This window comes from Burkholderia lata (assembly GCF_902499335.1).
Taxonomy (GTDB): Bacteria; Pseudomonadota; Gammaproteobacteria; order Burkholderiales; family Burkholderiaceae; genus Burkholderia; species Burkholderia lata_B.
On sequence record NZ_CABVQK010000020.1, the window covers coordinates 1 to 22584 of the forward strand.

Here is a 22584-nt window from a genome sequence, read left to right on the forward strand (position 1 = left end):
TGGGCGGCATCGGCGGCGGCTCGAACCCGCTGGCGCCGGTTCAAGGCGTGGTGAACCAAGTGACGGGCGCGCTCGGTGGCGGCAACCCGGCAGGCGCACTGACCGGCGCACTCGGCACGGTCACGGGCGCACTGGGCGGCATCGGCGGCGGGTCGAACCCGCTGGCGCCGGTTCAAGGGGTCGTCAATCAAGTGACGGGCGCGCTCGGTGGCGGCAACCCGGCGGGTGCGTTGACGGGTGCACTTGGCACGGTTACCGGTGCACTAGGTAATGTCGGCGGCGGGTCGTACCCGCTGGGCGCAGTTCAGGGCGTCGTCAACCAAGTAACGACGGCGCTCAATAACGGTAACCCGGCTAGCGCGTTGACGGGTGCACTCGGTACGGTGGCGAGTGAACTGGGTGCCGGCAATCCGGCAGGCACGGTGACCGGTGCGATCGGCAACGTGACGGGGGCGCTGGGCGCATTGGGTGCGCTCGGCGGCGGCGCGGATCCGCTGGCTCCGGTCCAGGGCGTGGTGAATCAAGTGACGGGCGCGCTAGGCGGTGGCAACCCTGCTGGTGCGTTGACGGGTGCACTCGGCACGGTCACGGGCGCACTGGGCGGCATCGGCGGCGGGTCGAACCCGCTGGCGCCGGTTCAAGGCGTGGTCAATCAAGTCACGGGTGCGCTCGGCAGCGGCAACCCGGCAGGCGCTCTGACCGGCGCACTCGGCACGGTGACGGGTGCACTGGGCGGCATCGGCGGCGGCTCGAACCCGCTGGCGCCGGTTCAAGGCGTGGTGAACCAAGTGACGGGCGCGCTCGGTAGCGGCAACCCGGCAGGTGCACTGACCGGCGCACTCGGCACGGTGACGGGCGCACTGGGCGGCATCGGCGGCGGCTCGAACCCGCTGGCGCCGATCCAGAGCGTCGTCGACCAGGTCACGGGTACGCTCGGCAGCGGTAACCCGGCCGGCGCGCTGAGCAACGCGGTCAACACGATCACGGGCACGCTTGGCAACGTCGGTGGCGCGGGGAGCCCGCTGGCGCCGGTGCAAGGTGTCGTCACGCAACTCGCCGGCACGCTCGGCAACGATCCGGCCGGTGGGCTGACGAACGCGCTGAACTCGGTGACGGGTGCGCTCGGCGGCGCGAACCCGCTGGCGCCGGTGCAAGGCGTCGTGAACCAGGTCGTCGGCACGCTGTCCGGCGCCGGTGGCGGCAGCCCGATCGCGCCGATCACGAACCTCGTCAACGGCCTGCAGAACGCGCTGCCGACCGGCGCACTCGGCTCGGTGACGGGCGCACTCGGCAACCTCGGCGGCTCGAACCCGCTGGCGCCGGTGCAGGGCGTCGTGAACCAGGTCGTCGGCACGCTCAGCAACAACAATGCGGTCGGCACCGCCACGAACGCACTGGGTAACGCGGTCGGCTCCGTCGTGGGCGCACTCGGCAACCTCGGCGGCTCGAACCCGCTGGCGCCGGTGCAAGGCGTCGTGAACCAGGTCGTCGGCACGTTGTCGGGCGCGGCGGGCAACAGCCCGATCGCCCCGATCACGAACCTCGTGAGCGGCCTGACGGGCGGCAGCAACCCGGCGGGCGCACTGACCGGTGCGCTCGGTTCGGTGACGGGCGCACTCGCGAACGGTCCGGTCGCACTCGGGCAGGCGGCCGGCGCGCTGACGGGCGCGGCCGGTTCGACGGCAGCGGCGGGCGGCAGCCTGCTCGGCTCGGGCGCGAACGCGGCCGGCGGCACGGCGGGCGCAGTCGGCTCGCTGCTGACGACGGGCGCCAACGCGACGGCGACGGTCGTCAACGCGGTCGGTACGACGGTGGGCACGGCGCTCGGCTCCGCGCCGGGCCTGTCGGTCACGCCGCATTCGGGCAACAGTGCACCGGGCAACCCGCTCGCGCCGGTGTCGTCGCTGCTCCAGTCGCTGACGGGCGCACTGCCGAAGTAACCGGCCGGACACGCACGGCGGCGCCGGATCGGCCGCCGTGCGCAACGGATCGCGCAACGCGGCATGACAGCGATGTCATGCCGCGTTGCTTTTTGGTGTCCCCCTTTATTTCGTCGCATGAATGGCTGCTGCCGACGCTCGCAGGCCGGCGTGGAATAACCGGTCGCCTCCATCCGTTTACATACCGAATCCCGGCAGCGTCGGCCGGCGGGATAATGGTCGTGACGAAGCCGATCGTCCCGGCCGGTGCCGCCGTGCCGCGATGCCGTGTCAAGGAGAAAGGGCATGAAACGGATACTCGTCGCCGCCGCGCTGACGGCGGCAATCGTGCAGCCCGCCGCCGCGGAACCACCGCAGGCCGGCGACGGGAAACTGGTCGACGAAGATCACATGACGCTGTACGTGTTCGATCGCGATGCGCCCGGCAAGAGCGCGTGCGACAGCGCGTGCGCGGCCAACTGGCCGCCCGCGCTCGCCGACGCGTATGACAAGGCAACAGGCGCGCTGAGTCTCGTCGCGCGCGACGACGGCAAGAAGCAATGGGCGTACCGCGGGCGCCCGCTGTATCGCTGGAAGCAGGATCGCAAGCCCGGCGACGCGGGCGGCGACGGGATCGGCGGCATGTGGCACGTCGCGCGTCCGTGACGGCGCGGCAACGCGCGAGGCATCCTGATGAGCTACGAATCGGATCTGCTGGTGTGGTTGCCGCATCTCACGCGCTATGCGCGTGCGCTGACGGGCGACCGGGCCTGGGCGGACGATCTCGTGCAGGACACGCTCGAGCGTGCGCTGAACCGCCCGCCGCGCGATGGCGGCAACCTGCGCGCATGGCTGCTGACGCTGCTGCGGCACCGCTTCATCGACCAGTTGCGCGCGCGGCACGAGATCGCTGTCGACGACGCGACGGCGCCGTGGCAGACGATGGCCGCGCCGGCCGGTGAAATCGGCGGGCTGGTGCTGCGCGACGTGCAGCGCGCGCTGTACCGGTTGCCGGTCGAACAGCGCGAGGTGCTGCTGCTGGTCGCGCTCGAGGAATTGAGCTATCGAGATGCCGCGGAGGTGCTCGGCGTCCCGGTGGGGACGGTGATGTCGCGGCTCGCGCGGGCGCGCGGGCAGATGCGCGCGCTGCTGTCGGACGAGCCGCCGGCGCACGGCACGGCCGCGTTACGGGTGATCGGGAAGACATGATGGACGAACCGCACAAGCCTTCGAACGAGCGGGACGACGAAGCGTCGGCGCAACTGCTGTCCGCGTTGCTGGACGGCGAGCTGTCCGGGCACGAGCGCAACGAGATGCTCGAGCGCCTGCAGGCCGATCCGGAGGAAGCCGAACGATTCGCGCATTACCGTGCGCAGCGCGACGCGCTGCAGGCGCTGTTCCCGCTGCCGGGCGCCGCGCCCGCGCTGTTCGTGCAGCGCCGTGCGCCGCGCCGGCGCGGGATTGCCTATGCATTCGCGGGGCTCGCGGCCGGGCTGCTGATCGGCGTCGCGCTGCATGTGGGCTGGGTGACGTTCGGCAGCGAACCGGCGTTCGCTGCGCGCGCGGATGTCGCGTACGCGACGTACGCGGCCGACCGCGAACATCCGGTCGAGGTCGGTGCGGGCGACCCCGCACGTCTCGTCGCGTGGCTGTCCACGCGTGTCGGGCGGCCCGTGCGCGCGCCGTCGCTCGACGAATACGGCTACGTGCTGATCGGCGGCCGGCTGCTCCCCGGCGAAGCGGGGCCGGCCGCGCAGCTCATGTACCAGCGCGCGGACGGCGAGCGCGTGACGTTGTACATGACGGCCTACGACGCACGGCGCCTCGCGCCGCAGGCGAGGTCGGCCGGTGACCGCTACACGTATTTCTGGTCGGATCGCGGGATGGGCTACGCCTTGTCCGGCCAGGGCGACGAACGGCGCCTCCGCGAACTCGCGATCGACGCGTGCGGCGAACTCGGCGGCCCGACCGACGCGTGGAAGGGGTGATGCGCGCGGCGCCGGTACGGAGCAGGCGATGAAGATGACGATAACGAAGGCGCTCGTGCCGATGCTGGTGCCGGCGGTGCTCGCCGCGGGCGCCGCGCTTGCGCGGGCGGAAGGCGACGCGCCGGTGCGCGTGCCCGTCGACGCCGATGGCGTGCAGCGGGTGGCGATCGTCGGCGGCAGCTATTTCTTCCGGCCGAACCACGTGATCGTGCGGGCGCACGTGCCGGTCGAGCTGACCGTGTCGGCCGAGTCCGGCCTGGTGCCGCACAGCCTCGAAATCGATGCGCCGCAGGCCGGCATCGCGGTGCACACCGAACTCGGCACGACGCCGAAGACGTTTCGCTTCACGCCGGCGCAGCCGGGCCGGTTCGCCTACTATTGCACGCATCGGCTGCTGTTTTTCAGGAGCCATCGCGAGCGCGGGATGGAAGGCGTGCTCGATGTCGAGGCGGCGCCGTGATCGCCGCGTTGCTGGCCGCGAGCCTGATAGGAGCGAGCATGACCGCCGATCCCGTGACCGTCGCGCAGGCGCATTTCGACCACGTCCGCTCGTACCGCGCGACGATCCGCTCGTCCGCGCGCAGCGGCGAACGGACGGAAATCCGCTATGCGTACCTGAAACCGGGCTTCGTCCGGATGGATTTCGTGTCGCCGCATCACGGCGCGGTGCTCGCGTATGACCCCGGCGACGGCAAAGTGCGGCTGCGCCCGTTCGGCATGCATGCGCCGCCCGCGCTGACGCTGTCGCCGTCCAATCCGCTCGTGCGCGACCGCAGCGGCCACCGGGTCGACCGGTCGGACGTCGGTGAACTGCTGCGCAACGTCCATGCGCTGCAGGAAGGCGGTGCGACGGTGACCGAAGGCGAGGAAGCCGTCGGCGGCCGGGCCGCGCTGCGCGTGTCGGTCACGGGCGCGCCCGCGCACGTGGTCGACGGCGTGCATCGCTACCGGCTGTGGCTGGATGCCGAGGACGGCTTTCCGCTGAAGGTCGTCAGCTTCGCGGACGATGACGACGTGCCGCTCGAAACCGTGACGCTCGACGACGTCGAGATCGACGTCGCGTTTCCCGAACGCTTCTTCGCGCCCTGAGCGGTGCGCTGACTCGTGCCCCTGACGGGCATGCCGGAGGCTGCATGGCGGAATACCGGTTCTCGACGACCTGGCGCGTGGACGCGCCGCTCGCGGTGGTGTGGGACGCGATCTATCAGGTCGACCGCTGGCCCGACTGGTGGAAGGGCGCCGTGAGCACCGTCGAGATCGAGCCGGGCGACGCGCGCGGCGTCGGCGCGCTGCACCGGTACACGTGGAAGGGCGCGCTGCCGTACCGGCTGTCTTTCGACATGCGCGTGCGGCGCGTCGAGCCGCCGCATGCACTCGAAGGCCGCGCGAGCGGTGCGATCGAAGGCGACGGATGCTGGTCGTTCATCGCCGACGGCGCACGTACGATCGTGCGCTACGACTGGCACATCCGCACGCACGTGCGCTGGATGAACCGGCTGGAGCCGCTCGGCCGCCCGCTGTTCCGATGGAACCACGACGTGGTGATGCGCGAAGGCGCGAAGGGGCTCGCGCGGCTGCTGGGGGCGGCGGTCGAGACGGATGGCCGGACGTTCCGGCCGTTGTCGGATGCGGGCTGCGCCGATGCCTGAACGCGTGTGAACGCGAGTAACCGCGAGAAAAGCGCGAAGCGGCGTGCCGCTCCGCTCAGCGCGCGTACGCCATCACCGCGCCGTCGACCACCAGTGCGACACGTTCGCCGACCGCCGGACACCGATGCCCCGGCACGCGTGCGCGCACGCGTACGTCGAGATCGGCATCGAGGCGCACCAGCACGTCGGCGTCCTGGCCGGCGAACTGTGCGGCTTCGACGCGCGCCGTATGGCCGCGCGCCGCGTCGGCGTGCGTAACCGGCACGATGCCGATCTGCTCGGGACGCAACATCGCATCGGCCGGCCCGTCGGGCAGCGGCGCGACGAGCGGCAGTTCGCCGAGCGCGCAGGCGATGTGCGTGCCGCGCACGTGACCGGCGAGCAGCACGGCCTGCCCGACGAACGACGCGACGTCGCGCGTGACGGGCTGCCGGTACAGCGTCTGCGGCGCGGCCGTCTGCACGAGCCGGCCATGCCACATCACCGCCACTTCATCGCCGAGCGTCATCGCCTCGGGCTGGTCGTGCGTGACGAGCACCGATGTCGCACCTGCCGCGGCGAGCGCATCCGCGACCGCGCTGCGCGTTTCGTGGCGCAGCGACGTGTCGAGCGCCGAGAACGGTTCGTCGAGGATCACGAGCGACGGCTCGGGCGCGAGCGCGCGTGCGAGCGCGACGCGCTGCTGCTGGCCGCCGGACAGTTGCTGCGGCGCACGGCTCGCATACGACGCGGGCAGCCCGACCATCTCGAGCAGTTCGTCGACGCGATGATGGCGGCGACGCGCCGCGCGCGGCAGCCCGAACGCGATGTTGTCGGCCACCGACAGATGCGGAAACAGCGCGCCTTCCTGCGGCACGTAGCCGATTCGCCGCTGTTCGGGCGGCAGGTGCACGTCGGGCGCGGCCACGCGGCGCCCGTCGATTTCGACGGTGCCGCGCTCGGCGCGCTCGAAGCCGCACAGCACGCGCAGCAGGGTCGTCTTGCCGCTGCCGGACGGGCCGAGCAGCGCGAGGCGCGAGCCGCGCCGCACCGTGAGGTCGATGTCGTGCAGGACGGTATGCGATCCGAACGATTTGGACAGGCCGTGGATGCGTAGTTCGCTCATGGGCGGTTCCGGGGAAAAAGGGCGGCGCTCAGTCGCGCACCGACGCACGCCCGAGCAGCAGGAACAGCAGTCCCGATGCGCCGAGCGACAGTGCGACGAGCAGCGCCGCATAGGGCGCTGCGGCGGCGAACGCGAGCGTCGCCGTATCGCTCCACACCTGCGTCGCGAGCGTGCGGGTGCCGATCGGCGACAGCAGCAGCGTCGCGTTGAGTTCCGTCACGACCGAGATGAACACCATCGTCGCGGCCGCGCCGAGGCCGGGTGCCGCGAGCGGCAGCACCACGCGCGTGAGCGTCGCGCGCCAGCCGAGACCGAGCGAGCGGGCGGTTTCCTCGAGCCGGACCTGCACGTGCGACAGCGCGGCGCGCACGCTGACGACCGCGAGCGGCAGGAACAGGATCGCGTAGGCAGCGACGAGCGCCGGCGCGCTCTGGTAGAGCGGTTGCAGCAGCCGCACCGTGATCGACACGATCGCCAGGGCGACCACGATGCCCGGCACGCCCTGCACGGTCATCGCCGTGCGCTCGAGGAGCGTCGCGACGCGGCCCGGATAGCGGACCAGCAGGAACGCGAGCGGCAGCGCGAGCAGCGTCGTGACGGCTGCCGCCATCAGGCCGTAGCCGGACGATGCGAGCGTGGCTTGCCACAGCAGCTCGGGCGACACGTCGGCCGGCGTGACGGCGGCCGCGCCCTGTTGCGTGAGCCAGTAGCCGATCATCGCGAGCGGCACGCCGAGCGTCGCGGCCGCGAGCGCGGCGAATGCGACGGTGACGGGGCCGCGCAGATGGCCGAGCGGATAACGCATCGCGACGCGGCGCGCGGCGCGGTGCGTATGACCGTAGCGCGCATGGCCGCGAGCGCGCGCCTCGATCGCGAGGCACAGCAGGCACAGCGCGATCAGCACGCAGCCGAGCAGCGATGCGCCGCCGCCGTCGAACGCGGTGCGGTATTCCGCATAGATCTCGGTCGTGAACGTGCGAAAGCGCAGCAACTGGAATGCGCCGAACTCGGACAGCACGCCGAGCGCGACGAGCAGCATCCCGCCGCACAGCGCGGGGCGCAACTGCGGCAGCACGACGCGGAAAAAGGTATGCCACGGCGAGCAGCCGAGCGTGCGTGCGCTTTCTTCCAGCGCGGGATCGAGCTCACGCAGCGCGGCGGCCACCGGCAGGTAGACGAGCGGGAAGTACGCGGAAGTCAGCACGATCAGCGCGCCGAGGAAATCCTGCAGGTCGAGGCTCAGCGACACCCACGCATAGCTCGTGATGAACGGCGGCACCGCGAGCGGCGCGGCCGCGAGCGCGGTCCACAGCGGCCGGGCGGGCAGGTCGGTGCGCTCGATGAACCACGCGACCGCCGTGCCGAGCAGCGTGCACATGAGCGTCGCGGCGAGCGTGATCGACAGTGTGTTGACCAGCAGTTCGCCGACGAGCGGGCGCCACAGCAGCTCGATCGTGTCGTCGACGCCGAAGGTGGCCGCGCGGTACAGCGTGAAGCCGAGCGGCAGCAGGATCGCGAGCGGCCCGCACGCGGCCGCGGCGACGAGCGCGCGCGACGGGCGGCGCCGTGTCGCGGTGTGCTCGTCGTCGCGTGCGGTGCTTGCCGTGCGGGACACGGCGTCGCTCATGGTCAGAGCAGACCGGCCTGGCGCAGCAGCTTGCCGGCCTGGCTGTCGTCGCCGAGCTGTTCGAACGTCAGCGCCGGCGGGCTCAGTTCGGTGAACGGCTTCAGGATCGGATCAGGCGCGACGCCCGGATGCAGCGGATACTCGAAGCTGATATGGCCGCCCGCCATCAGCTTCTGCGCGCGCTCGCTGACGAGATACGCGACGAACTTCTGCGCTTCCGGCTGGTGCTTCGATGCCTTCAGCACTGCGGCGCCGGACACGTTGACGGCACCGCCGACGTCGCCTTTGCCGAAGTGGTAGATCGCGCTGCGGGTCGACTTGTCGCCGAGCTGGGCGTGCAGGCGGTCCCAGTAGTAGTTGTTGACGATGCCGGTCAGCACGCCGCCGCGGTTGACGGCTGCCGTCACGCCTTCATCGTCGTCGAAGATCTGCGCGTTGGCCTTCAGGCCCTTCAGCCATTGCAGCGTCGCGGCTTCGCCGTGCAGCGCGAGCACCGCGCTCACGAGCGGCAGGAAGTCGGCATCGCTCGGCGCGACACCGACCTTGCCCTTCCATTCCGGTTTCGCGAGATCGAGCAGCGATGCGGGCAGCTGTTGCGGCTGGAGCTTCGCGGTGTTGTAGATGAGCACGTTCTCGCGCGCGAGCACGCCGACCCAGTTGCCGTCGGCCGGGTTGAAGCGCGCGGGCACCGATTGCAGCGCGGCGCCGTCGGTCTTCGCGAGCAGGCCCTTGCGGTCGAGCAGTACGAGCTCCGGCGAGTTCTCGGTGAAGTACACGTCGGCCGGCGTGCGGTCGCCTTCCGTGGCGAGCTGCGCGGCGAGCGCGGGGCCTTCGCCCGAGCGCACCTTCACGGTGATGCCGCTCTGCGCTTCGAAGTCCTTGACGAGCTGGTTGACGACCTGCTCGTGCTGCGCGTTGTACAGCGTAAGCGTCGCGGCATGCGCGCGCGCGGCGTGCAGCGCGCCGGTCAGCATCAGTGCGGCGGCCGCCGCGGAAATCAGGTGCCGCAGCGGGCGGCTAACGGGTGAAGTGTTCATGTGGTTTTCAGCAGGTTGCACCCGGCGGGGCCGGGAAGGAGTGCCTTGGCTTGCGTTGCGTGTCGTCATGCGTCGAACAGCGCGGCGCCGATGTACGAACCCGGTTGCGCGCCCGGCGGGCACGCGAAGATCGCGCTGCCGACGTGCGTGGTGAACTGGTTCATGATGTCCAGCTTCGCGAGCTTCTCGTTGATCGGAATGAAGCCCTTGCGCGGGTCGCGCTGGTGCGCGACGAACATCAGCCCCGCGTCGTACTCGGTCTGCTGGCGCCACGGCGGCCAGCGCTCGATGTAGAAGCTCGTGCTGTCGTTGTACGAGTACGCGCGGCGCAGGATCTGCGCACCGTTGTTCAACTGCGGCGATGCCAGGCGCGCGTGCGCGTTGTCGGGGATCACCGGGTTGCCGTCCTTGTCGGCCGCGTCGAGATCGAGTGCCTCGAACTCGTTCTTCTGGCCGAGCGGCGCGCCGCTGTACTTGTGACGGCCGACCACCTGCTCCTGGAAGCCGAGCTCCGTGTTGTCCCAGTGCTCGAGCGTGATGCGGATCCGGCGCACGACCGTGTAGGTGCCACCGTTCATCCATGCCGGGCCTTCGCTGCCGGCCCACACGAATTCGTCCATCGCGGCCGGATCGGACATCGGCGGATTCATCGTGCCGTCCTTGAAGCCCATCAGATTGCGCGGCGTCTCGCCGGGCTTGCCCGACGTGAAGCCGGCCTGGCCCCAGCGCATCTGCGTCGCCTTTGCGCCGAGGCGCACGAGCTGGCGCACCGCGTGGAACGCGACCTGCGCGTCGTCCGCGCACGCCTGGATGAACAGGTCGCCGCCGGTCTTCTCGGGCAGCAACTGGTCGCCGTTGAAACGCGGCAGATCGACGAGCGCGGCGGGGCGATGTTTCGCGAGGCCGAAGCGGTCCTTGCCCGCCAGCGCAAACATGCCGGGGCCGAAGCCGAACGTGATCGTCAGGCGCGCAGGGCCGAGGCCGAGCGCGTCGCCCCCGTCCGCCGGCGCGACTTCGTCGCTGCCCGTCGCGGCGAGCGGTTGCGCGGTGTCGCCGCGCGTCATCCGCGCGGCGGCGTCGGTCCAGGTCTTCAGCAGTGCGATGACGTCCGCGCGCTGGGCCGTCGTCAGGTCGAGCGCCGCGAAATACGCGTGGCGCTGCTGCGGCGTCGCGATGCCGCTCTGGTGCTTGCCGTAGAACGGCTCGACGCCGTCATGCGCGGCGGCCGGTGCGGCAGCGGGCGCATCCGCGGCCTTCGCGGCCGGGATCGACGCCGCCGCGAGGCCGGCGGCCACCGCGGCGCCGCCCGCCTTCAGGAAGCCGCGCCGCGCGGGGCGTGGTGGCTGGTTGGAATCGTCTGCCATGATTGGCTCCATTACTTCGCGAGCAACAGCGTGTTGACGTCGTCCGCGACGTAGTAGAAGCCGTCGCCTTCAGGTGTCATTGCGATGCCGAACAGGTTGCCGTTGCCGGGGGGCGACTGCGCCTTGTCGGTATTGATCCAGCGCGCGTAGATCTGCTTGCCGGCGACCGGATCGATCTCGACGACCTGGCCGTTCTGCCCGTTGGTCGTGAGCAGGTGGCCGTTCGGAGCGGTTGCGAGCGCGAGCGGGCGCCGCAGGAAGCCGTCGGCGGTGATCTGGCGGCCGACGCCCGCGCTGGTGTCGCGCGTGAGCGGGTCGTCGATCTCGACGATGCGGTTGCCGATCGCGTCCGACACGTACAGCTTCTTCTGGTCGCCCGACAGCGCGAGGCCCGTCGGGCCGACCAGGAACACGCCCTTGTCGGCCTGCGCGCCGAGGCCGCTCGCGACGACCGTTTCCTGCTTGATCACGGGCGGCTTGCCGGCCGGCACGTCGAGGTCGAGACGCAGCACGGTCGCCTGCTTGTAGACGGGCGGATTGCCGTCCGCGCCGCCGACGCCGAAGCCGGCCATGCTGACGAACAGCGTCGCGCTGTCGCCGCGGTCGACCACGGCCATGTTGCCCCACGGGTCGTTGATGTTCGGGGTCGACCACGTCGAGGCGATCTTGCCCTGCGGATCGAGCACGATCAGGCAGCCGGCGCCCTTGGTGTTGGTCGTGCCGTCGTTGCTCGGCGTGCTGCCGACGATCACCCAGCCGGATTTCAGCATCGTCATCGCCGTCGACAGGCCGACGCCGCCCGGGCACGCCTTCAGGTCGCGCGGGATCGATGCGAACAGGCTCAACTGCTTCGTCGACGGGCGGTAGTTGACGATCGTGCTGCCGGTACCTTGCAGGTTCGCCGAGTTGTTGAAGTTGTCGACGAGCACGTCGCCCGCCTGGATCGTGCCGGCCGACACCGGCGCGACCGCGATCGCGTACGGGTTCTGGTCGCCGTTGTCCGGCACCGTGTTGACGAGCGTGGAGTGGCGATGCAGCGTTTCGAGGAAACCTTGCGGCTCGGCGAGTGCGCCGGCGGCGCCCGTCAGTGCGGCGGCGGCCAGTGCGCCCGTCGCGAGGCGGCGCAGCGGAGCGGATTGAATCATGTGAGTCTCCTGGGGGGCACGCCGTCCGGGCGGCGCGCGAAAATAGGCAGCGTGGGCGCGTCGCTCAGAACGTGATCGTCGTACGCGCGCCGACTACGAACGTGTTGCGCAGCGGCTGGGTCGCGTCGCTCGGGTTCTGGCCGGCACCGGCATTGAACGTGTACTGCGCGTCGGCCTGGACGATCCACCACGGGTTGACCTGGTACTGGTAGGTCGCTTCGAGCGTCGTCTCGCGGGTGCGCACGCCGTACGGGCCGGTCGCGAACGTCCGCGCGGTCTGGTCGAGGTCGGTCACGTGGTTGCCGACCTGGATGTACGTGACGCCGAGGCCGACGCTGTCGTTGTCGCGGCCTTCGAACGGCGCCTTCAGCACGATCCCCGCGTTGGCGGAGAAGCTCACCAGGTTGCGGTCGCCCGGCGCGCCCATCACGCGTGCGAACACGCCGAGGCTTCGCGGGCCGGTCGGGTCGGGGCGCCAGATCATCTGGTCGGCCACCGCGTAGAAGCTGTAGTTGCCGTGACGCTGCTGCGCGTCGCCGCTCGACGCGGGATCCGAGAGCGACAGTCCGTCGGTGCCCACGTTCTGGTCCGCGAAGCGGCCGTTGTGATACCAGACACCGATCTTGTAGGTGCCCGGCAGCCCGTTCGAGCGGCCGGTGTCCATTTCGCCGTCGGACGGCTGGTTCAGCGCGTACTGCAGTTCGCCGATATAGAGCGCACCGTTGTGCAGGTTGAAGTTGGTGCCGCTGAGGTTGTTCGGGTTGTTGCCGAGCGGATCGCCGTCGAACACGCCTGCGAGCGCGGTGAGCTTCGGCGTGATCTGCGCGCGCACGCGCACGCCGAGGCCCGCGAGCGGATAGGCGGGGCCGCCGTTCGGCAGGTCGTACGACGGCAGCGCGGGCCAGCCGAACATCGTGTTGACGAACGTGTTCGCATACGTGCTGACCATGAATTCCTGGTCCAGGCTCTGCTGGCCGATCTTCACGTCGACGCGCTTGTCGAGGAACGACTGCTGGTACCACAGCTCCCACAGCCGCGTCGTGCCCTGCGCCTCGATGCCGCTCGCGGTGTTGAGCGTGCCGAGGTTCCGCGCACTCAGGTTGGTGCCGTGGATCTGCAGCGCGCTGACGTTGAACGTGCCACCGGGCAGGCCGATCGCCTTCTGCGTGTCGACCGTCAAGGTGGCCGTCGTCAATCCGTCGTATGCGCCGCCACGGTTCAGGCCGCCGCGCAGGTTCGCGAGGTATTCGCTGGTTTCGGTGATCTGCAGCGTCGCGCCGTACTTGCCGAGCCACGGACGGATGCCGCCCATGTCGCCGAGCAGGCTCTGGCGCGTCCAGATGCCGGTCCACATGTTGGTCGGCTTCGCCTGGATCGCCAGGTCGGCCTCGGGCGCTTCGGGCTGTGCGTCGACCGGCACTTCGGCGAAAGCCGCGCCGCTCGCGAACGATGCGCACGCGAGGATGGCCGCGCACGCGGCGGGGCGCATCCGGGCCCGGAGGTTGTCTCCCTGGAACGACGCAAACTTCATATCAAATCCCTGGTTTTATTTAGTCTGGAGTCCTGCTTTTAAGGCGCTGTCCGCAGGGGCGGCGCCGATCGGCCAGGGCACGAAGATGACTGCAATCCGGCGCATCGTAGGAGTGTCAAATGGGAAAGTCAATGTAAACGAGAATGATTCGCATCTGAATTACTGAATGTAATCCGATGCCTTACGGATAGGGCGCGATGGGTGTTTAGCGATGAGGTAAACCGTAAATATCTGTGTAATGAAAATGAATGATTTGATGGGGTTCGATGGAACCGTGGGGCAGGGACTCGAGCGCATGCGAACCCGGGCTCGAATGTCGAGCCCGCCACGCGTTCCGGCGACCGATCGGTAGAAATTCTCTCGGGGCGGAAACAGGACACCATCAACGGCGGATCCTGGTTTAGGATGATCGGCTACCCGCTCTCGTTCAGCGCCACCGCTTCGATCGCGACGCTGCAACGGGCGCCCGGGGCCTGTTTACATTCGATGATCTGTGCAGCATGAAGCCCCTGGATCTGACACGTTTCGATCTCAACCTTCTGGTTGTGCTGGAGGCACTCTGGGCCGAACGGCACGTTGGCAGAGCCGCTGCAAAATTGCATTTGTCCCAGTCCGCAACCAGCCACGCTTTGTCGAGGCTGCGTACGGCTTTCGATGATCAGCTTTTCATTCGCAACCCCCGCGGGATCGAGCCGACGCCGCTGGCCGTCGAGTTGATGCCGCAAGTGGCGGCGGTGCTGGAGTCGGTGAGGCTCGTCGTCAGTCCGCGTGGCGCGTTCGATCCCGGTCGTTTTCAAGGGGTGCTCTCGGTGGCAGCCACCGATCACGCCGTATTGACGATCATCAGCCCTGTTCTTGCCAGGATCCAGGCCGCTGCGCCGAGCGCGGTGCTGAAGCTCAGGCCGGCCGATTCCGAATCCGCCCTGCGCATGCTGGACAGCGGCGAACTCGACATCGTGTTGGGGGCGGGATCTTTTTTTCAGGTTCCGCAGCGCTTCGAGTGCCAGATCGTCCATAAGGAGCGCTTTGTCGGTATTGCCCGCAAGGGGCACCCGGCGCTGGTCAAGCGAGGTAACAAGCTGCACATGGACCTGGACGACTTCGTTCGGCTGCCCCACATCCTGGTCTCGCCGCGCGGCGATGCGCGGGGTGCCGTCGACGATGCGCTGGAGTCCCTCGGTCGTACCCGCAAGGTGAGCGCCACGTGCCCGAGCTTTCTGGCGGTTCCGTTCATGGTTGGTGCGTCGGAATCGATTGCCGTCGTCGCCGAGCGGGTCGCACTGCGGTTGCACGATACCGCTCAAATCAGCCTTTTCGAGCTCCCGCTGGCGTTGCCGACTTGGGAGGTGCTTGTTATTCGGGCCCGAGGGCGCGCCAATGAACCCGTCGTTCAGTGGATTACCAGCATGATGATTGCGGGCTGAGCATCGGCAGGGGCTCGCTGTCGTTGGCGCGGCCATGAGGCCATGAATCTCGTGCATCGACATCGTGTGCAAATGCCATTGGATCGAACGCCGCGGTCCTCCTAGAGTTGGGTCATCGATTATTCAACCCGCCAGGAGTACCCCAGTGAAAGAGCCCACCTTGGTCATGATTCCCTGCTTTTCAGGAGCCCCGTGGCATCTTGACGAGATGACCGCCTTGCAAAACCGCGCCATGCGCACCCTTCGTTTGCCGAACGACGTGAGCGAGCTGGAAACGTTGGCCGACTTCATCACCGACCAGACGAAGGACCTCGAGAGCTATGTGCTGGTTGGCGACTCATATGGCGCCGTCTCCGCGATCGCGGTTGCAACGCGGCGGCCGAAGGGCCTCAAGGGTCTCGTGCTTTCCGGTGGTTTTGCCAGGAGCCCGATCACGTCGCCCTTGCTCAAGACGCTGGCAGCGCTCGCACCGTTTTTCCCGGGGCCCTTTTACCGACAGACGACCCTTCGCATACACGCAGCGCAGTTGGCTTCGTCGTTCGACAGGGATGGGGAGATTTCATGGTCGACCGGAAAGACCCGCGCGCTCTTCGTCAAGGAGACGCCACACAGAGCCTACGTCAACCGCATGCGGTCGATCGAAAAGACGGACTATACGGCCCAGCTCAAAAATATCAACGTCCCCACGCTCATTCTGACGCCCGCGGATGACAAGCTGATCGGCAAGGAAGCCGCGGGGATCCTCCTGGATGGCATCAAGCACGCACAGGAAGTCGTCATGCCGCGCACGGGCCACATGTTCAGGTTTTCACATCCTGGCGCCTACTCGCTCGAGATCAGAAAATTCATGGAGCGGGTGTCGCTATAAGGGCCCTCGCTACGACGGCCATTTTCTGCGTGATTTAGTTCGCATGTCGAAATATAAATCGAACTCGGAATAAAAGCGCCGAGTAGCAAATTCGAATTTACCCGTGCCGGGTACACGTCGCGACTGCCAGTCCGATGCCCGGGTTCGTCGATGAGGAAGCGGGATTGGCTTGATGGCCCGTCCCGACAATGGCGAACACGGGTTGATCTTGATCGCGGCACGCGCGTGTTCGGACAGGATAAGGCGGAAAGCCATGCGTATCGGGCGCGCTGGACATCAATAGCGACTGACGCTGAGGGCCTCAGCAGGCAAACGGGCATACCTGTGCCCCATGGCGACGTTTGACCGGATGTCCGCCGATTCGAAACGCAGGCGACGTACCGAGTGGTGACGCAATGAACATCTTGTTGATTGAAGACGATCCGATTCAAGCATCGGTTTTCGAAAGAGCATTACGAGACCTGGATCAGGAGATATGCCGTGTGCGTGATGGTCGGCATGCCGTACGGTTTCTCCGGACCCGGAGTGTGGAACTGGTCGTGCTCGACTGGCATTTACCCGCGATGAGCGGTATCGAAGTGTTGCACTGGATCCGCGCGAATCTCGGCAACGAACCTAGCGTGCTGTTTCTGACTGCCCGGATTCTCGAGACGGACGTCGTTGCCGCGCTCGAGGCGGGGGCCGATGCGTACATTGCCAAGCCGTTTCGGGAAGTCGAACTTGCTGCGCGCGTCATGGCGCTGTTGCGTCGACGCGGTCACGGAAGGCGCCATACGACCTCGACGCGGATTGGTGCTTACGTGCTTGACCCGGCGGTACAAAGCATTTCGCTTCACGGCGAGACGATCGAATTGACCGCAAAGGAGTTCACACTGGCGCGGTGCTTGTTCGAGAATCCTGGCAGCTTGATGTCCCGGGACATTCTGGAGTCGTTGGCGTGGGGGAGGACTCACGGGGGGACATCGAGGAGCCTCGATACCCATATCTATCGACTTCGGAAAAAGTTGATACTGCGTCCGGAAAATGGTCTTCGTCTGAGTGCCGTGTACACGCACGGCTATCGGCTCGACGAAATTGACGGAACGTCCTTGGCGGCCGATTCGGCAGGTTCAATGGAGAACGGGCGAGGCGAAATTGCGGAGGACGCGCATCCTGTTTCGAGGCCGGGTATGTTGCATGCCGCATGATCCGGAGCGCGCAGCGTTGTCGAACAGTAAGCGCCGTCTGCCGTTCGCTCAAACGACACTTGGCGGCCAATCGTAAAACGCGCGGTAGCGCTTCTCCTGGCCACGCCACGCCGGCAGAACGATCGTCCGGCTAACCAGTACGTCGAAGGTGTCGTACGGACGGACCGAAAGCGCCGACGCTCTTTGTTCCAGTGCGGCGACATCAAGATGCGCAGCCGCCGATCGGCGCATGAGCTGCGGGCGTTGATTGCCCGCATGTACACAAGGATTCACAGGGGCGGCACGGCCAGCCCGCCCCGCGTGCTTAGTGGCGGTTCATCGTGTGGTGGTGATGGCGATGGTGATGATGCACATCTGCCGCGCTCGCTACGCCAGCAAATGCAAAGGCGATAGCGGCAACGACGGTCATTTTCAGCAGCTTCATGGCAAAGGTCTCCGGCAGGTTGATCGATCAGACACGACGCTGTGTCTGATCGATCAACGATCCGCCGTTCGCTCTCGTTGACGCAAAATTCCCGCTTGATATTTGTTGTCAATGTACGCTCTCGCGGCCCGCTCGACGGACGCTCTCGCTGTTGTTCGATCGCACGGTGCCGACGAATGATCGGCCCGGAAAATGATCAATATTACTAATTGTGACAATCGTTCAAATCTCGCTGTGTGCGGGCGGGTACCATCGTCATTGCTCTGTTGCTGGAGCACTTCCCCTCGGATTTGACGCCAAGCTCGCGCTTGGCTTTTTTTCGGGCCAGTGAGTGATGCCACCGCAGATGCGATTGAGGTTCGTCGAAAGACCGGATTTGTCGTCGCGATTCGCGAGCGTTCAACGCGCGCACGTCACGTCTTGCCAACGGTAGTTTCGTCGCAATCGGCGGCACCCGGGTTGATGCACCGGTGACCAACGCGCGAGGTGTCGATGGCAATTGGGTGAACGAATTGCCTCGAGGCTGCCCGGTGCGATTCGAGAGTCCGTGAGCTGATTCGCCAGTGCGAATCGATCGAAACATTTGGTCTGACGATGCAGTGACGACGCAATGAATAAAGCGATGCTCAGCCTGTGCGGTCTGGTGATCGGCGGACTTGTCGTGACACTGGTGATCGTCCTCGAAACGGTACCGACACCGCAGGCAAAAATCATGCAGGCGGCGGCAAGACAGGTGAAGGTGAAGTGACGATGCGTGTTTTGTTGACACTGTGGGGGAGCGCAATCGCATTGGCCGTCTGCGTGGCCTGGCTTGCCGATCGCCCCAGGCATGGTGAGCCTGCGCCGCTTGCGGCCCGGCTGATTCAGGGCTCGACGAAGGCGATCATCAGGCCGCCGCGCGAGCAGGCCCGGTAACGACGGCTTGAACCGTCTCCCGCGCCGGTCGCGATCGTACCGATGCCGGAAACGACGCTCTGATGTGAGGTTGAAAAATGCAACATTCCCTGTATCGAATTCTGAGCGTCACGGCGCTCGCCTGGAAACTGGCGGTACCAGCAGAGACGGAAACCATAGTCAATGGCGCATCGATCGCTGATGTCGGCTGCCGTATCGTGCAAACAGCGCATGGCTTGCGCGGCGGTCAGTGTGACGCTATTGCCTGACCGCACGCCCCTTGATTACCGGGCAGCCGAATCATCCGTCGTGGCGCCAGGATCACCGAGGGCCGTCGCCGGCCCGGGTTGCCGGCAGCCGCTATTCGGCATCGTGCGAGTGGTTGGCGTCGAGCAACTCCAGTCGATAGCCGTGATTGTAGACAGCGCGAAGTCGAACACCATTTTCGGGGCCGAGGCGCAGTTTCGACCGCACACGATAAATATGTGTATCGAGCGTCCGGGAAATATGGTCGCTATGGCGCCCCCATATCGACTTGATCATTGCGTCTCTTGGTATGGCGCGGCCGCAGTTCTGGAATAGGGCAACGGCGACGTTGAATTCTCGCGATGTCAGTCTGATCGGCTCATCGCTCAAGAATACGGTTTCGGTCACAAGGTCCAGGCGATAACGGCCAATGTTGATCGATGTTGGCGTTGAGTTCACCGGGTAGGCCCGCCGCAGAAGAGCACGTACTCGCGCGATCAACTCATGGCGACGGACCGGTTTGACCATATAGTCGTCGGCCCCTGCATCGAGTGCGACGACAAGCTGCTCCTCACGCACGCGGTTCGTCAGGAACAACACCGGGAGATCTTTGCCGACTCGCGCACGAATCCAGGCGAGGACTTCCAGTCCGGAAATATCCGGCAAGTTCCAGTCGAGTACGACCAGATCGACGGTATCGGTTTCGAGGAGGCGTATGGCTTCCGCGCCCCGGGTGGCACTTCGTACATCGAACCTTTCGGCGATCAGGGAATCGCGGATGAACGCTGCCTGTGCTGGCTCGTCGTCAACGGCAAGAATTTTCATTGGCACCATTTTTATCGTGTCGCTTGAATCCGTACATACCCTCGTGCATGGGTAGTCTGACTTGTCGGACTTAGGCGAAAGTAAATTGAAATAATCCGCCTGGGCGTCGTGTGGCCGAATGGCAGGATTGATTTGCGAAATAGATTGGCATTTCCAGGCGGTTCTTTTGTCAACTTTTTTGAACGAGCTGGATTTTGGGGCGCAATTGATTCGTGACAAATGTTGTCAATTTTAAATATTCGTCCATATAGCATGCTTCATATGGATTGTCGGGTCGGGCGCGTTCCGGGTGTTTTAGTGATTGGAATTGTTTGCGCGACGGAGCAGGCGGGAGTCATTCGCTATCGCTGACATTGAAACTTGCCGCGATAGATGGCGAGGGTCGGAGCGAGGGGCGAGATGTTCTCGGGTTGTCGGCTCGATCGGTGCCTCATTTCGTGAATGGTGAGATGTAATTATCTAAATGCGCAACCTGGACTCATATCGGCGGTACTTGGAGAGTAGGGCGAAGCTGGAATCTCGGATTGCCGAAGAGCGGCGAGCCGCCGCCGAGGCGATTTTGCTTGAGATTCGATATTGCGTTCGCGAGTTTGGGTTTTCTCCTGAAGATATTTTTACAGTCGATACCTTGCGTCGAGCGACCAAACGGCGGCCGCGTTATTTCGATCCTGTCAGCGGAGCGACGTGGTCCGGGGTAGGGCGTGCGCCTGATTGGATTCGCGACAAGGATCGCAAGCAGTTTGAGATATCCGGTTTTGTTCGTGAAGATTGAGTAATTTGATTTACGCAATGAATTGAAGGTCGAGTGGTTCGTGCCTCGAGACATTTGCATTATTTGAGAAATCGGGCGACAGACTTTGTAACGCTGTCGGTCGATCGCCAGTATCAGGAGATCCGTGCGCGGGTAACGGCTCTGCTGATGCTGGCGGACGGCAAGCTGCACCCGATAGCTGTTGTCACGAAGTTCGGCATGAGCGGTCGGCCGGTCTGCTGTTGGGGCCACATGTGGTGCTAACGGCGTGTGATTGGACTGATGGCCACGAGCCGTCGTTACGGTGGAAGGGCCGCAGGCTTTGAGCGACGAGATGATCGCCGTGATCCTGCGTGTGGCCTCGATCGAGACGCCGATGCGTGTGCAAATCGCCCGGTGCCTCGAAGCTGGGTTCGATTCGTTGTGGTTCAGGCATTTCGATACGCCGAGCGTAGCGCTCAACTGGGAGGGCTTTATGGTCAAACACAACAGGCTGTTGCACAAAGAACGCGACCAACAGGTATTTGTCGTGGAGCAGATCGGTCTCGACAAGCTATAGCGGGCCGTGCATGACGATCCCATTCGCAGCTCAACCTTCAGAGGCCGGCTTTTGCGGATCGTCGTAGGTTCAGCGTAGCGGGTTCTCGGGAGGCTTGCGTCAAGAAATCGAACCGGATGAACTACCGACGCATTGTTCCTGGCGCTCCAGACCACGGCGCGAGCGCATTGATCCATACCACTCGTGTACGCACCACATCAAAGGCTTCAACGTCGTCCGCTTCATTGACGATCTGAACGCGGCAGATGATGACCGTCCAACCGTGATCGCGATCGAACGCGGCGTTGACGAAACGACCGGAAACCATTTGACGTTAATTAATAAGTTTTCCTGATTTGTAAGTGTGTCAAAACCACCACGTCATAAAGATTGAGATCGTGTGGCGGAACTCGAAATACAGATGGTGACGCGTCACCCCATGAACCAAGAGAGCCGTTGACGCCGAGCATGCCGATCCGATGATCGGCCAGGACGTCAAATTCTAATAATGTAATATCGGATACCTAACAATATGAACAAGATCTATCGAAGCATCTGGAATGAAGCGCTCGGCGTGTGGGTGGCGACGTCCGAGTTGACGCACGCGCGTGGTAAGGCTTCCAAGAGCGCCTGCTTGCAGGAAAGTGGGAATTCGACTGGTCAGAGCGCATCTTGCGTGCAGACGATGCGGTTCAGGCAGGGCGTCTTGGGATTCCTGGCGGTGGCGGGAATCTTGACGGCGGGAGTGTTGCCTAATGAGGCGTGGGCGGGTGCTATTGGAAATTGTAACGGCGGCACGACGACCACGACGGGTCTCACTGGGACGAACGCTGGTTGGACAACCAATTACTGGAGCGGGAATGAGGGGAACTGCGGAACCGGGACCGGGGTAATCATATCGGAGAATGGAGGTGCTAACGGCGGTTTGACTGGCACTAGTGCCTACTTGTGGGTCGGGGCGACCGCAAATAATGCCACGGGTACGATTACGCTGTACGGCCCAAGCGGGATATCGCTGAAAGGCGTGACATCGCTGAACAACAACAAGATCACGAGTTTGGCGGCGGGTACGAATCCGACCGATGCAGTGAACTTTTCTCAATTGACGTCGTTGTCGACGTCGACGTCGACGGGTTTGTCGTCGGCTGTTAGCTCGATCACGTCGTTGTCGACGTCGACCTCGACCGGTCTCTCGTCGGTCAGCAGCTCGATCACGTCGCTGTCCACGTCGACGTCGACGGGCTTGTCGTCGGCCAGCAGCTCGATCACGTCGTTGTCCACCTCGACCTCGACCGGTCTCTCGTCGGCCAACAGCTCCGTCTTCTCGTTGTCGACGGGGCTGTCGTCGGCGAACAGCTCGGTCACCTCACTGTCTACGTCGACCTCGACGGGGTTGTCGTCGGCGAACAGCTCGATTACGTCGCTGTCTACGTCGACGTCGACTGGCCTGTCCTCGGCCAACAGCTCGGTTTCCTCGTTGTCGACAGGCTTGTCCTCGGCAAACAGCTCAGTCACCTCACTGTCGACGTCGACCTCAACGGGTTTGTCGTCGGCGAATAGCTCGATCACTTCGCTGTCGACATCGACGTCGACTGGCCTGTCCTCGGCCAACAGCTCGGTTTCCTCGTTGTCGACGGGATTGTCGTCGGCAAACAGCTCGATTACCTCGCTGTCGACATCGACCTCGACCGGTCTGTCGTCGGCGAATAGTTCGATCACGTCGTTGTCCACCTCGACGTCAACGGGATTGTCCTCGGCGAACAGCTCGATCACCTCCCTGTCGACGTCGACCTCGACGGGCCTGTCATCGGCGAACAGCTCGATTACGTCGCTGTCCACCTCGACCTCGACCGGTATCAGCTCGCTGTCGACCTCAACGTCGACGGGGCTGTCGTCGGCGAACAGCTCGATTACCTCGCTGTCGACGTCGACTTCGACGGGCCTCTCGTCGGCGAACAGCTCGATCACGTCGTTGTCCACCTCGACGTCGACGGGCTTGTCGTCGGCGAATAGCTCGATTACCTCGCTGTCGACGTCGACCTCGACGGGCCTGTCGTCGGCG

At 65.5% G+C, this 22584-nt stretch carries 22 protein-coding genes and 1 pseudogene; 15 read left to right on the plus strand and 8 right to left on the minus strand.

Annotation, left to right across the window (positions count from 1 at the left end):
- From BCO18175_RS35940 to BCO18175_RS35970, 7 genes are all read left to right on the plus strand, one after another.
- Positions 1-1940 (plus strand): beta strand repeat-containing protein (locus BCO18175_RS35940; RefSeq protein ID WP_174988098.1); only part of this gene is annotated, 1940 nt, incomplete at its 5' end.
- Between the two features lie 285 nt (positions 1941-2225).
- A complete protein-coding gene (locus BCO18175_RS35945) occupies positions 2226-2585 on the plus strand; it encodes a COG4315 family predicted lipoprotein (protein WP_174988101.1) in 360 nt (119 codons plus the stop codon).
- Positions 2586-2612: 27 nt separating this feature from the next.
- On the plus strand, positions 2613-3128 hold the full coding sequence (locus BCO18175_RS35950) for a sigma-70 family RNA polymerase sigma factor (RefSeq protein ID WP_039361534.1): 516 nt from the start codon (positions 2613-2615) through the stop codon (positions 3126-3128).
- The gene (locus BCO18175_RS35955) at positions 3125-3907 is read left to right on the plus strand and encodes an anti-sigma factor family protein (RefSeq protein WP_174988104.1); all 783 of its coding nucleotides are present in this window, start codon (positions 3125-3127) and stop codon (positions 3905-3907) included. Before BCO18175_RS35950 ends, BCO18175_RS35955 begins: the two co-directional genes overlap by 4 nt.
- A 28-nt stretch (positions 3908-3935) precedes the next feature.
- Positions 3936-4367 (plus strand): quinol oxidase, encoded by a 432-nt coding sequence (locus tag BCO18175_RS35960; RefSeq protein WP_438820527.1) that lies wholly within the window; start codon positions 3936-3938, stop codon positions 4365-4367.
- Positions 4364-4996 (plus strand): LolA family protein, encoded by a 633-nt coding sequence (locus BCO18175_RS35965; protein WP_174988107.1) that lies wholly within the window; start codon positions 4364-4366, stop codon positions 4994-4996. The genes BCO18175_RS35960 and BCO18175_RS35965 overlap by 4 nt, the downstream gene beginning before the upstream one ends.
- 44 nt (positions 4997-5040) lie before the next feature.
- Positions 5041-5556, plus strand: a complete 516-nt coding sequence (locus BCO18175_RS35970) for an SRPBCC family protein (RefSeq protein WP_174988109.1) — start codon at positions 5041-5043, stop codon at positions 5554-5556.
- A gap of 55 nt (positions 5557-5611) precedes the next feature.
- Here BCO18175_RS35970 and BCO18175_RS35975 read toward each other — a convergent pair whose 3' ends face one another.
- From BCO18175_RS35975 to BCO18175_RS36000, 6 genes are all read right to left on the minus strand, one after another.
- Complete coding sequence (locus tag BCO18175_RS35975; RefSeq protein WP_174988112.1) at positions 5612-6661, minus strand: ABC transporter ATP-binding protein; 1050 nt, start codon at positions 6659-6661, stop codon at positions 5612-5614.
- Positions 6662-6689: 28 nt separating this feature from the next.
- Positions 6690-8288, minus strand: a complete 1599-nt coding sequence (locus tag BCO18175_RS35980) for an ABC transporter permease (protein WP_174988115.1) — start codon at positions 8286-8288, stop codon at positions 6690-6692.
- Positions 8289-8290: 2 nt separating this feature from the next.
- Entirely contained in the window at positions 8291-9325 is a 1035-nt protein-coding gene (locus BCO18175_RS35985; RefSeq protein WP_174988118.1) for an iron ABC transporter substrate-binding protein, read from the minus strand.
- Between the two features lie 65 nt (positions 9326-9390).
- Positions 9391-10689, minus strand: coding sequence for an iron uptake transporter deferrochelatase/peroxidase subunit (gene efeB, locus BCO18175_RS35990; protein WP_174988121.1), 1299 nt, complete (start codon positions 10687-10689; stop codon positions 9391-9393).
- An 11-nt stretch (positions 10690-10700) separates the two neighbouring features.
- Positions 10701-11834, minus strand: coding sequence for a hypothetical protein (locus BCO18175_RS35995; RefSeq protein WP_174988123.1), 1134 nt, complete (start codon positions 11832-11834; stop codon positions 10701-10703).
- Positions 11835-11898: 64 nt separating this feature from the next.
- Positions 11899-13365, minus strand: a complete 1467-nt coding sequence (locus BCO18175_RS36000) for a carbohydrate porin (RefSeq protein ID WP_174988125.1) — start codon at positions 13363-13365, stop codon at positions 11899-11901.
- A gap of 500 nt (positions 13366-13865) precedes the next feature.
- Between BCO18175_RS36000 and BCO18175_RS36005 the strand changes: the two genes are divergently transcribed.
- The 4 genes from BCO18175_RS36005 to BCO18175_RS36020 all read left to right on the plus strand — a co-directional run bounded on the left by BCO18175_RS36005 (position 13866) and on the right by BCO18175_RS36020 (position 18016).
- A complete protein-coding gene (locus BCO18175_RS36005) occupies positions 13866-14789 on the plus strand; it encodes a LysR family transcriptional regulator (protein WP_174988127.1) in 924 nt (307 codons plus the stop codon).
- A 145-nt stretch (positions 14790-14934) separates the two neighbouring features.
- Entirely contained in the window at positions 14935-15657 is a 723-nt protein-coding gene (locus BCO18175_RS36010; RefSeq protein ID WP_217483940.1) for an alpha/beta fold hydrolase, read from the plus strand.
- A gap of 395 nt (positions 15658-16052) precedes the next feature.
- Positions 16053-16844 (plus strand): response regulator transcription factor, encoded by a 792-nt coding sequence (locus tag BCO18175_RS36015; RefSeq protein ID WP_174988130.1) that lies wholly within the window; start codon positions 16053-16055, stop codon positions 16842-16844.
- Positions 16845-17878: 1034 nt separating this feature from the next.
- A complete protein-coding gene (locus tag BCO18175_RS36020; RefSeq protein WP_174988133.1) occupies positions 17879-18016 on the plus strand; it encodes a hypothetical protein in 138 nt (45 codons plus the stop codon).
- A 115-nt stretch (positions 18017-18131) separates the two neighbouring features.
- Here BCO18175_RS36020 and BCO18175_RS36025 read toward each other — a convergent pair whose 3' ends face one another.
- A complete protein-coding gene (locus tag BCO18175_RS36025) occupies positions 18132-18269 on the minus strand; it encodes a hypothetical protein (protein WP_174988136.1) in 138 nt (45 codons plus the stop codon).
- Between BCO18175_RS36025 and BCO18175_RS36030 the strand changes: the two genes are divergently transcribed.
- Complete coding sequence (locus tag BCO18175_RS36030) at positions 18261-18431, plus strand: hypothetical protein (protein ID WP_174988139.1); 171 nt, start codon at positions 18261-18263, stop codon at positions 18429-18431. The genes BCO18175_RS36025 and BCO18175_RS36030 overlap by 9 nt on opposite strands.
- Before the next feature lie 91 nt (positions 18432-18522).
- Here BCO18175_RS36030 and BCO18175_RS36035 read toward each other — a convergent pair whose 3' ends face one another.
- On the minus strand, positions 18523-19233 hold the full coding sequence (locus tag BCO18175_RS36035; protein WP_174988142.1) for a response regulator transcription factor: 711 nt from the start codon (positions 19231-19233) through the stop codon (positions 18523-18525).
- Positions 19234-19696: 463 nt separating this feature from the next.
- Here BCO18175_RS36035 and BCO18175_RS36040 point away from each other — a divergent pair, with 463 nt between their 5' ends.
- The 3 genes and pseudogenes from BCO18175_RS36040 to BCO18175_RS41135 all read left to right on the plus strand — a co-directional run.
- Positions 19697-20005: an H-NS histone family protein gene (locus BCO18175_RS36040; RefSeq protein ID WP_254599187.1), complete on the plus strand. Its 309-nt coding sequence runs from the start codon at positions 19697-19699 to the stop codon at positions 20003-20005.
- A gap of 283 nt (positions 20006-20288) precedes the next feature.
- Complete coding sequence (locus tag BCO18175_RS36045) at positions 20289-20543, plus strand: hypothetical protein (RefSeq protein ID WP_174988145.1); 255 nt, start codon at positions 20289-20291, stop codon at positions 20541-20543.
- Positions 20544-21054: 511 nt separating this feature from the next.
- Positions 21055-21630, plus strand: a pseudogene (locus BCO18175_RS41135) (ESPR-type extended signal peptide-containing protein); the annotation flags it as partial.
- Between the last annotated feature and the right edge of the window lie 954 nt (positions 21631-22584).

Excerpts from the sequence above, each read along its gene's own strand:
- BCO18175_RS36015 (WP_174988130.1), top strand. The coding sequence starts at position 16,053 with ATGAACATCTTGTTGATTGAAGACGATCCGATTCAAGCATCGGTTTTC.
- BCO18175_RS35995 (WP_174988123.1), bottom strand. The coding sequence starts at position 11,834 with ATGATTCAATCCGCTCCGCTGCGCCGCCTCGCGACGGGCGCACTGGCC.
- BCO18175_RS36020 (WP_174988133.1), top strand. The coding sequence starts at position 17,879 with ATGAATAAAGCGATGCTCAGCCTGTGCGGTCTGGTGATCGGCGGACTT.
- BCO18175_RS35955 (WP_174988104.1), top strand. The coding sequence starts at position 3,125 with ATGATGGACGAACCGCACAAGCCTTCGAACGAGCGGGACGACGAAGCG.
- BCO18175_RS36030 (WP_174988139.1), top strand. The coding sequence starts at position 18,261 with ATGCAACATTCCCTGTATCGAATTCTGAGCGTCACGGCGCTCGCCTGG.
- BCO18175_RS35945 (WP_174988101.1), top strand. The coding sequence starts at position 2,226 with ATGAAACGGATACTCGTCGCCGCCGCGCTGACGGCGGCAATCGTGCAG.
- BCO18175_RS35975 (WP_174988112.1), bottom strand. The coding sequence starts at position 6,661 with ATGAGCGAACTACGCATCCACGGCCTGTCCAAATCGTTCGGATCGCAT.
- BCO18175_RS36025 (WP_174988136.1), bottom strand. The coding sequence starts at position 18,269 with ATGTTGCATTTTTCAACCTCACATCAGAGCGTCGTTTCCGGCATCGGT.
- BCO18175_RS35950 (WP_039361534.1), top strand. The coding sequence starts at position 2,613 with ATGAGCTACGAATCGGATCTGCTGGTGTGGTTGCCGCATCTCACGCGC.
- BCO18175_RS35970 (WP_174988109.1), top strand. The coding sequence starts at position 5,041 with ATGGCGGAATACCGGTTCTCGACGACCTGGCGCGTGGACGCGCCGCTC.
- BCO18175_RS36005 (WP_174988127.1), top strand. The coding sequence starts at position 13,866 with ATGAAGCCCCTGGATCTGACACGTTTCGATCTCAACCTTCTGGTTGTG.
- BCO18175_RS35985 (WP_174988118.1), bottom strand. The coding sequence starts at position 9,325 with ATGAACACTTCACCCGTTAGCCGCCCGCTGCGGCACCTGATTTCCGCG.
- BCO18175_RS36000 (WP_174988125.1), bottom strand. The coding sequence starts at position 13,365 with ATGAAGTTTGCGTCGTTCCAGGGAGACAACCTCCGGGCCCGGATGCGC.
- BCO18175_RS35960 (WP_438820527.1), top strand. The coding sequence starts at position 3,936 with ATGAAGATGACGATAACGAAGGCGCTCGTGCCGATGCTGGTGCCGGCG.
- efeB (WP_174988121.1), bottom strand. The coding sequence starts at position 10,689 with ATGGCAGACGATTCCAACCAGCCACCACGCCCCGCGCGGCGCGGCTTC.
- BCO18175_RS36035 (WP_174988142.1), bottom strand. The coding sequence starts at position 19,233 with ATGAAAATTCTTGCCGTTGACGACGAGCCAGCACAGGCAGCGTTCATC.
- BCO18175_RS36040 (WP_254599187.1), top strand. The coding sequence starts at position 19,697 with ATGCGCAACCTGGACTCATATCGGCGGTACTTGGAGAGTAGGGCGAAG.
- BCO18175_RS35980 (WP_174988115.1), bottom strand. The coding sequence starts at position 8,288 with ATGAGCGACGCCGTGTCCCGCACGGCAAGCACCGCACGCGACGACGAG.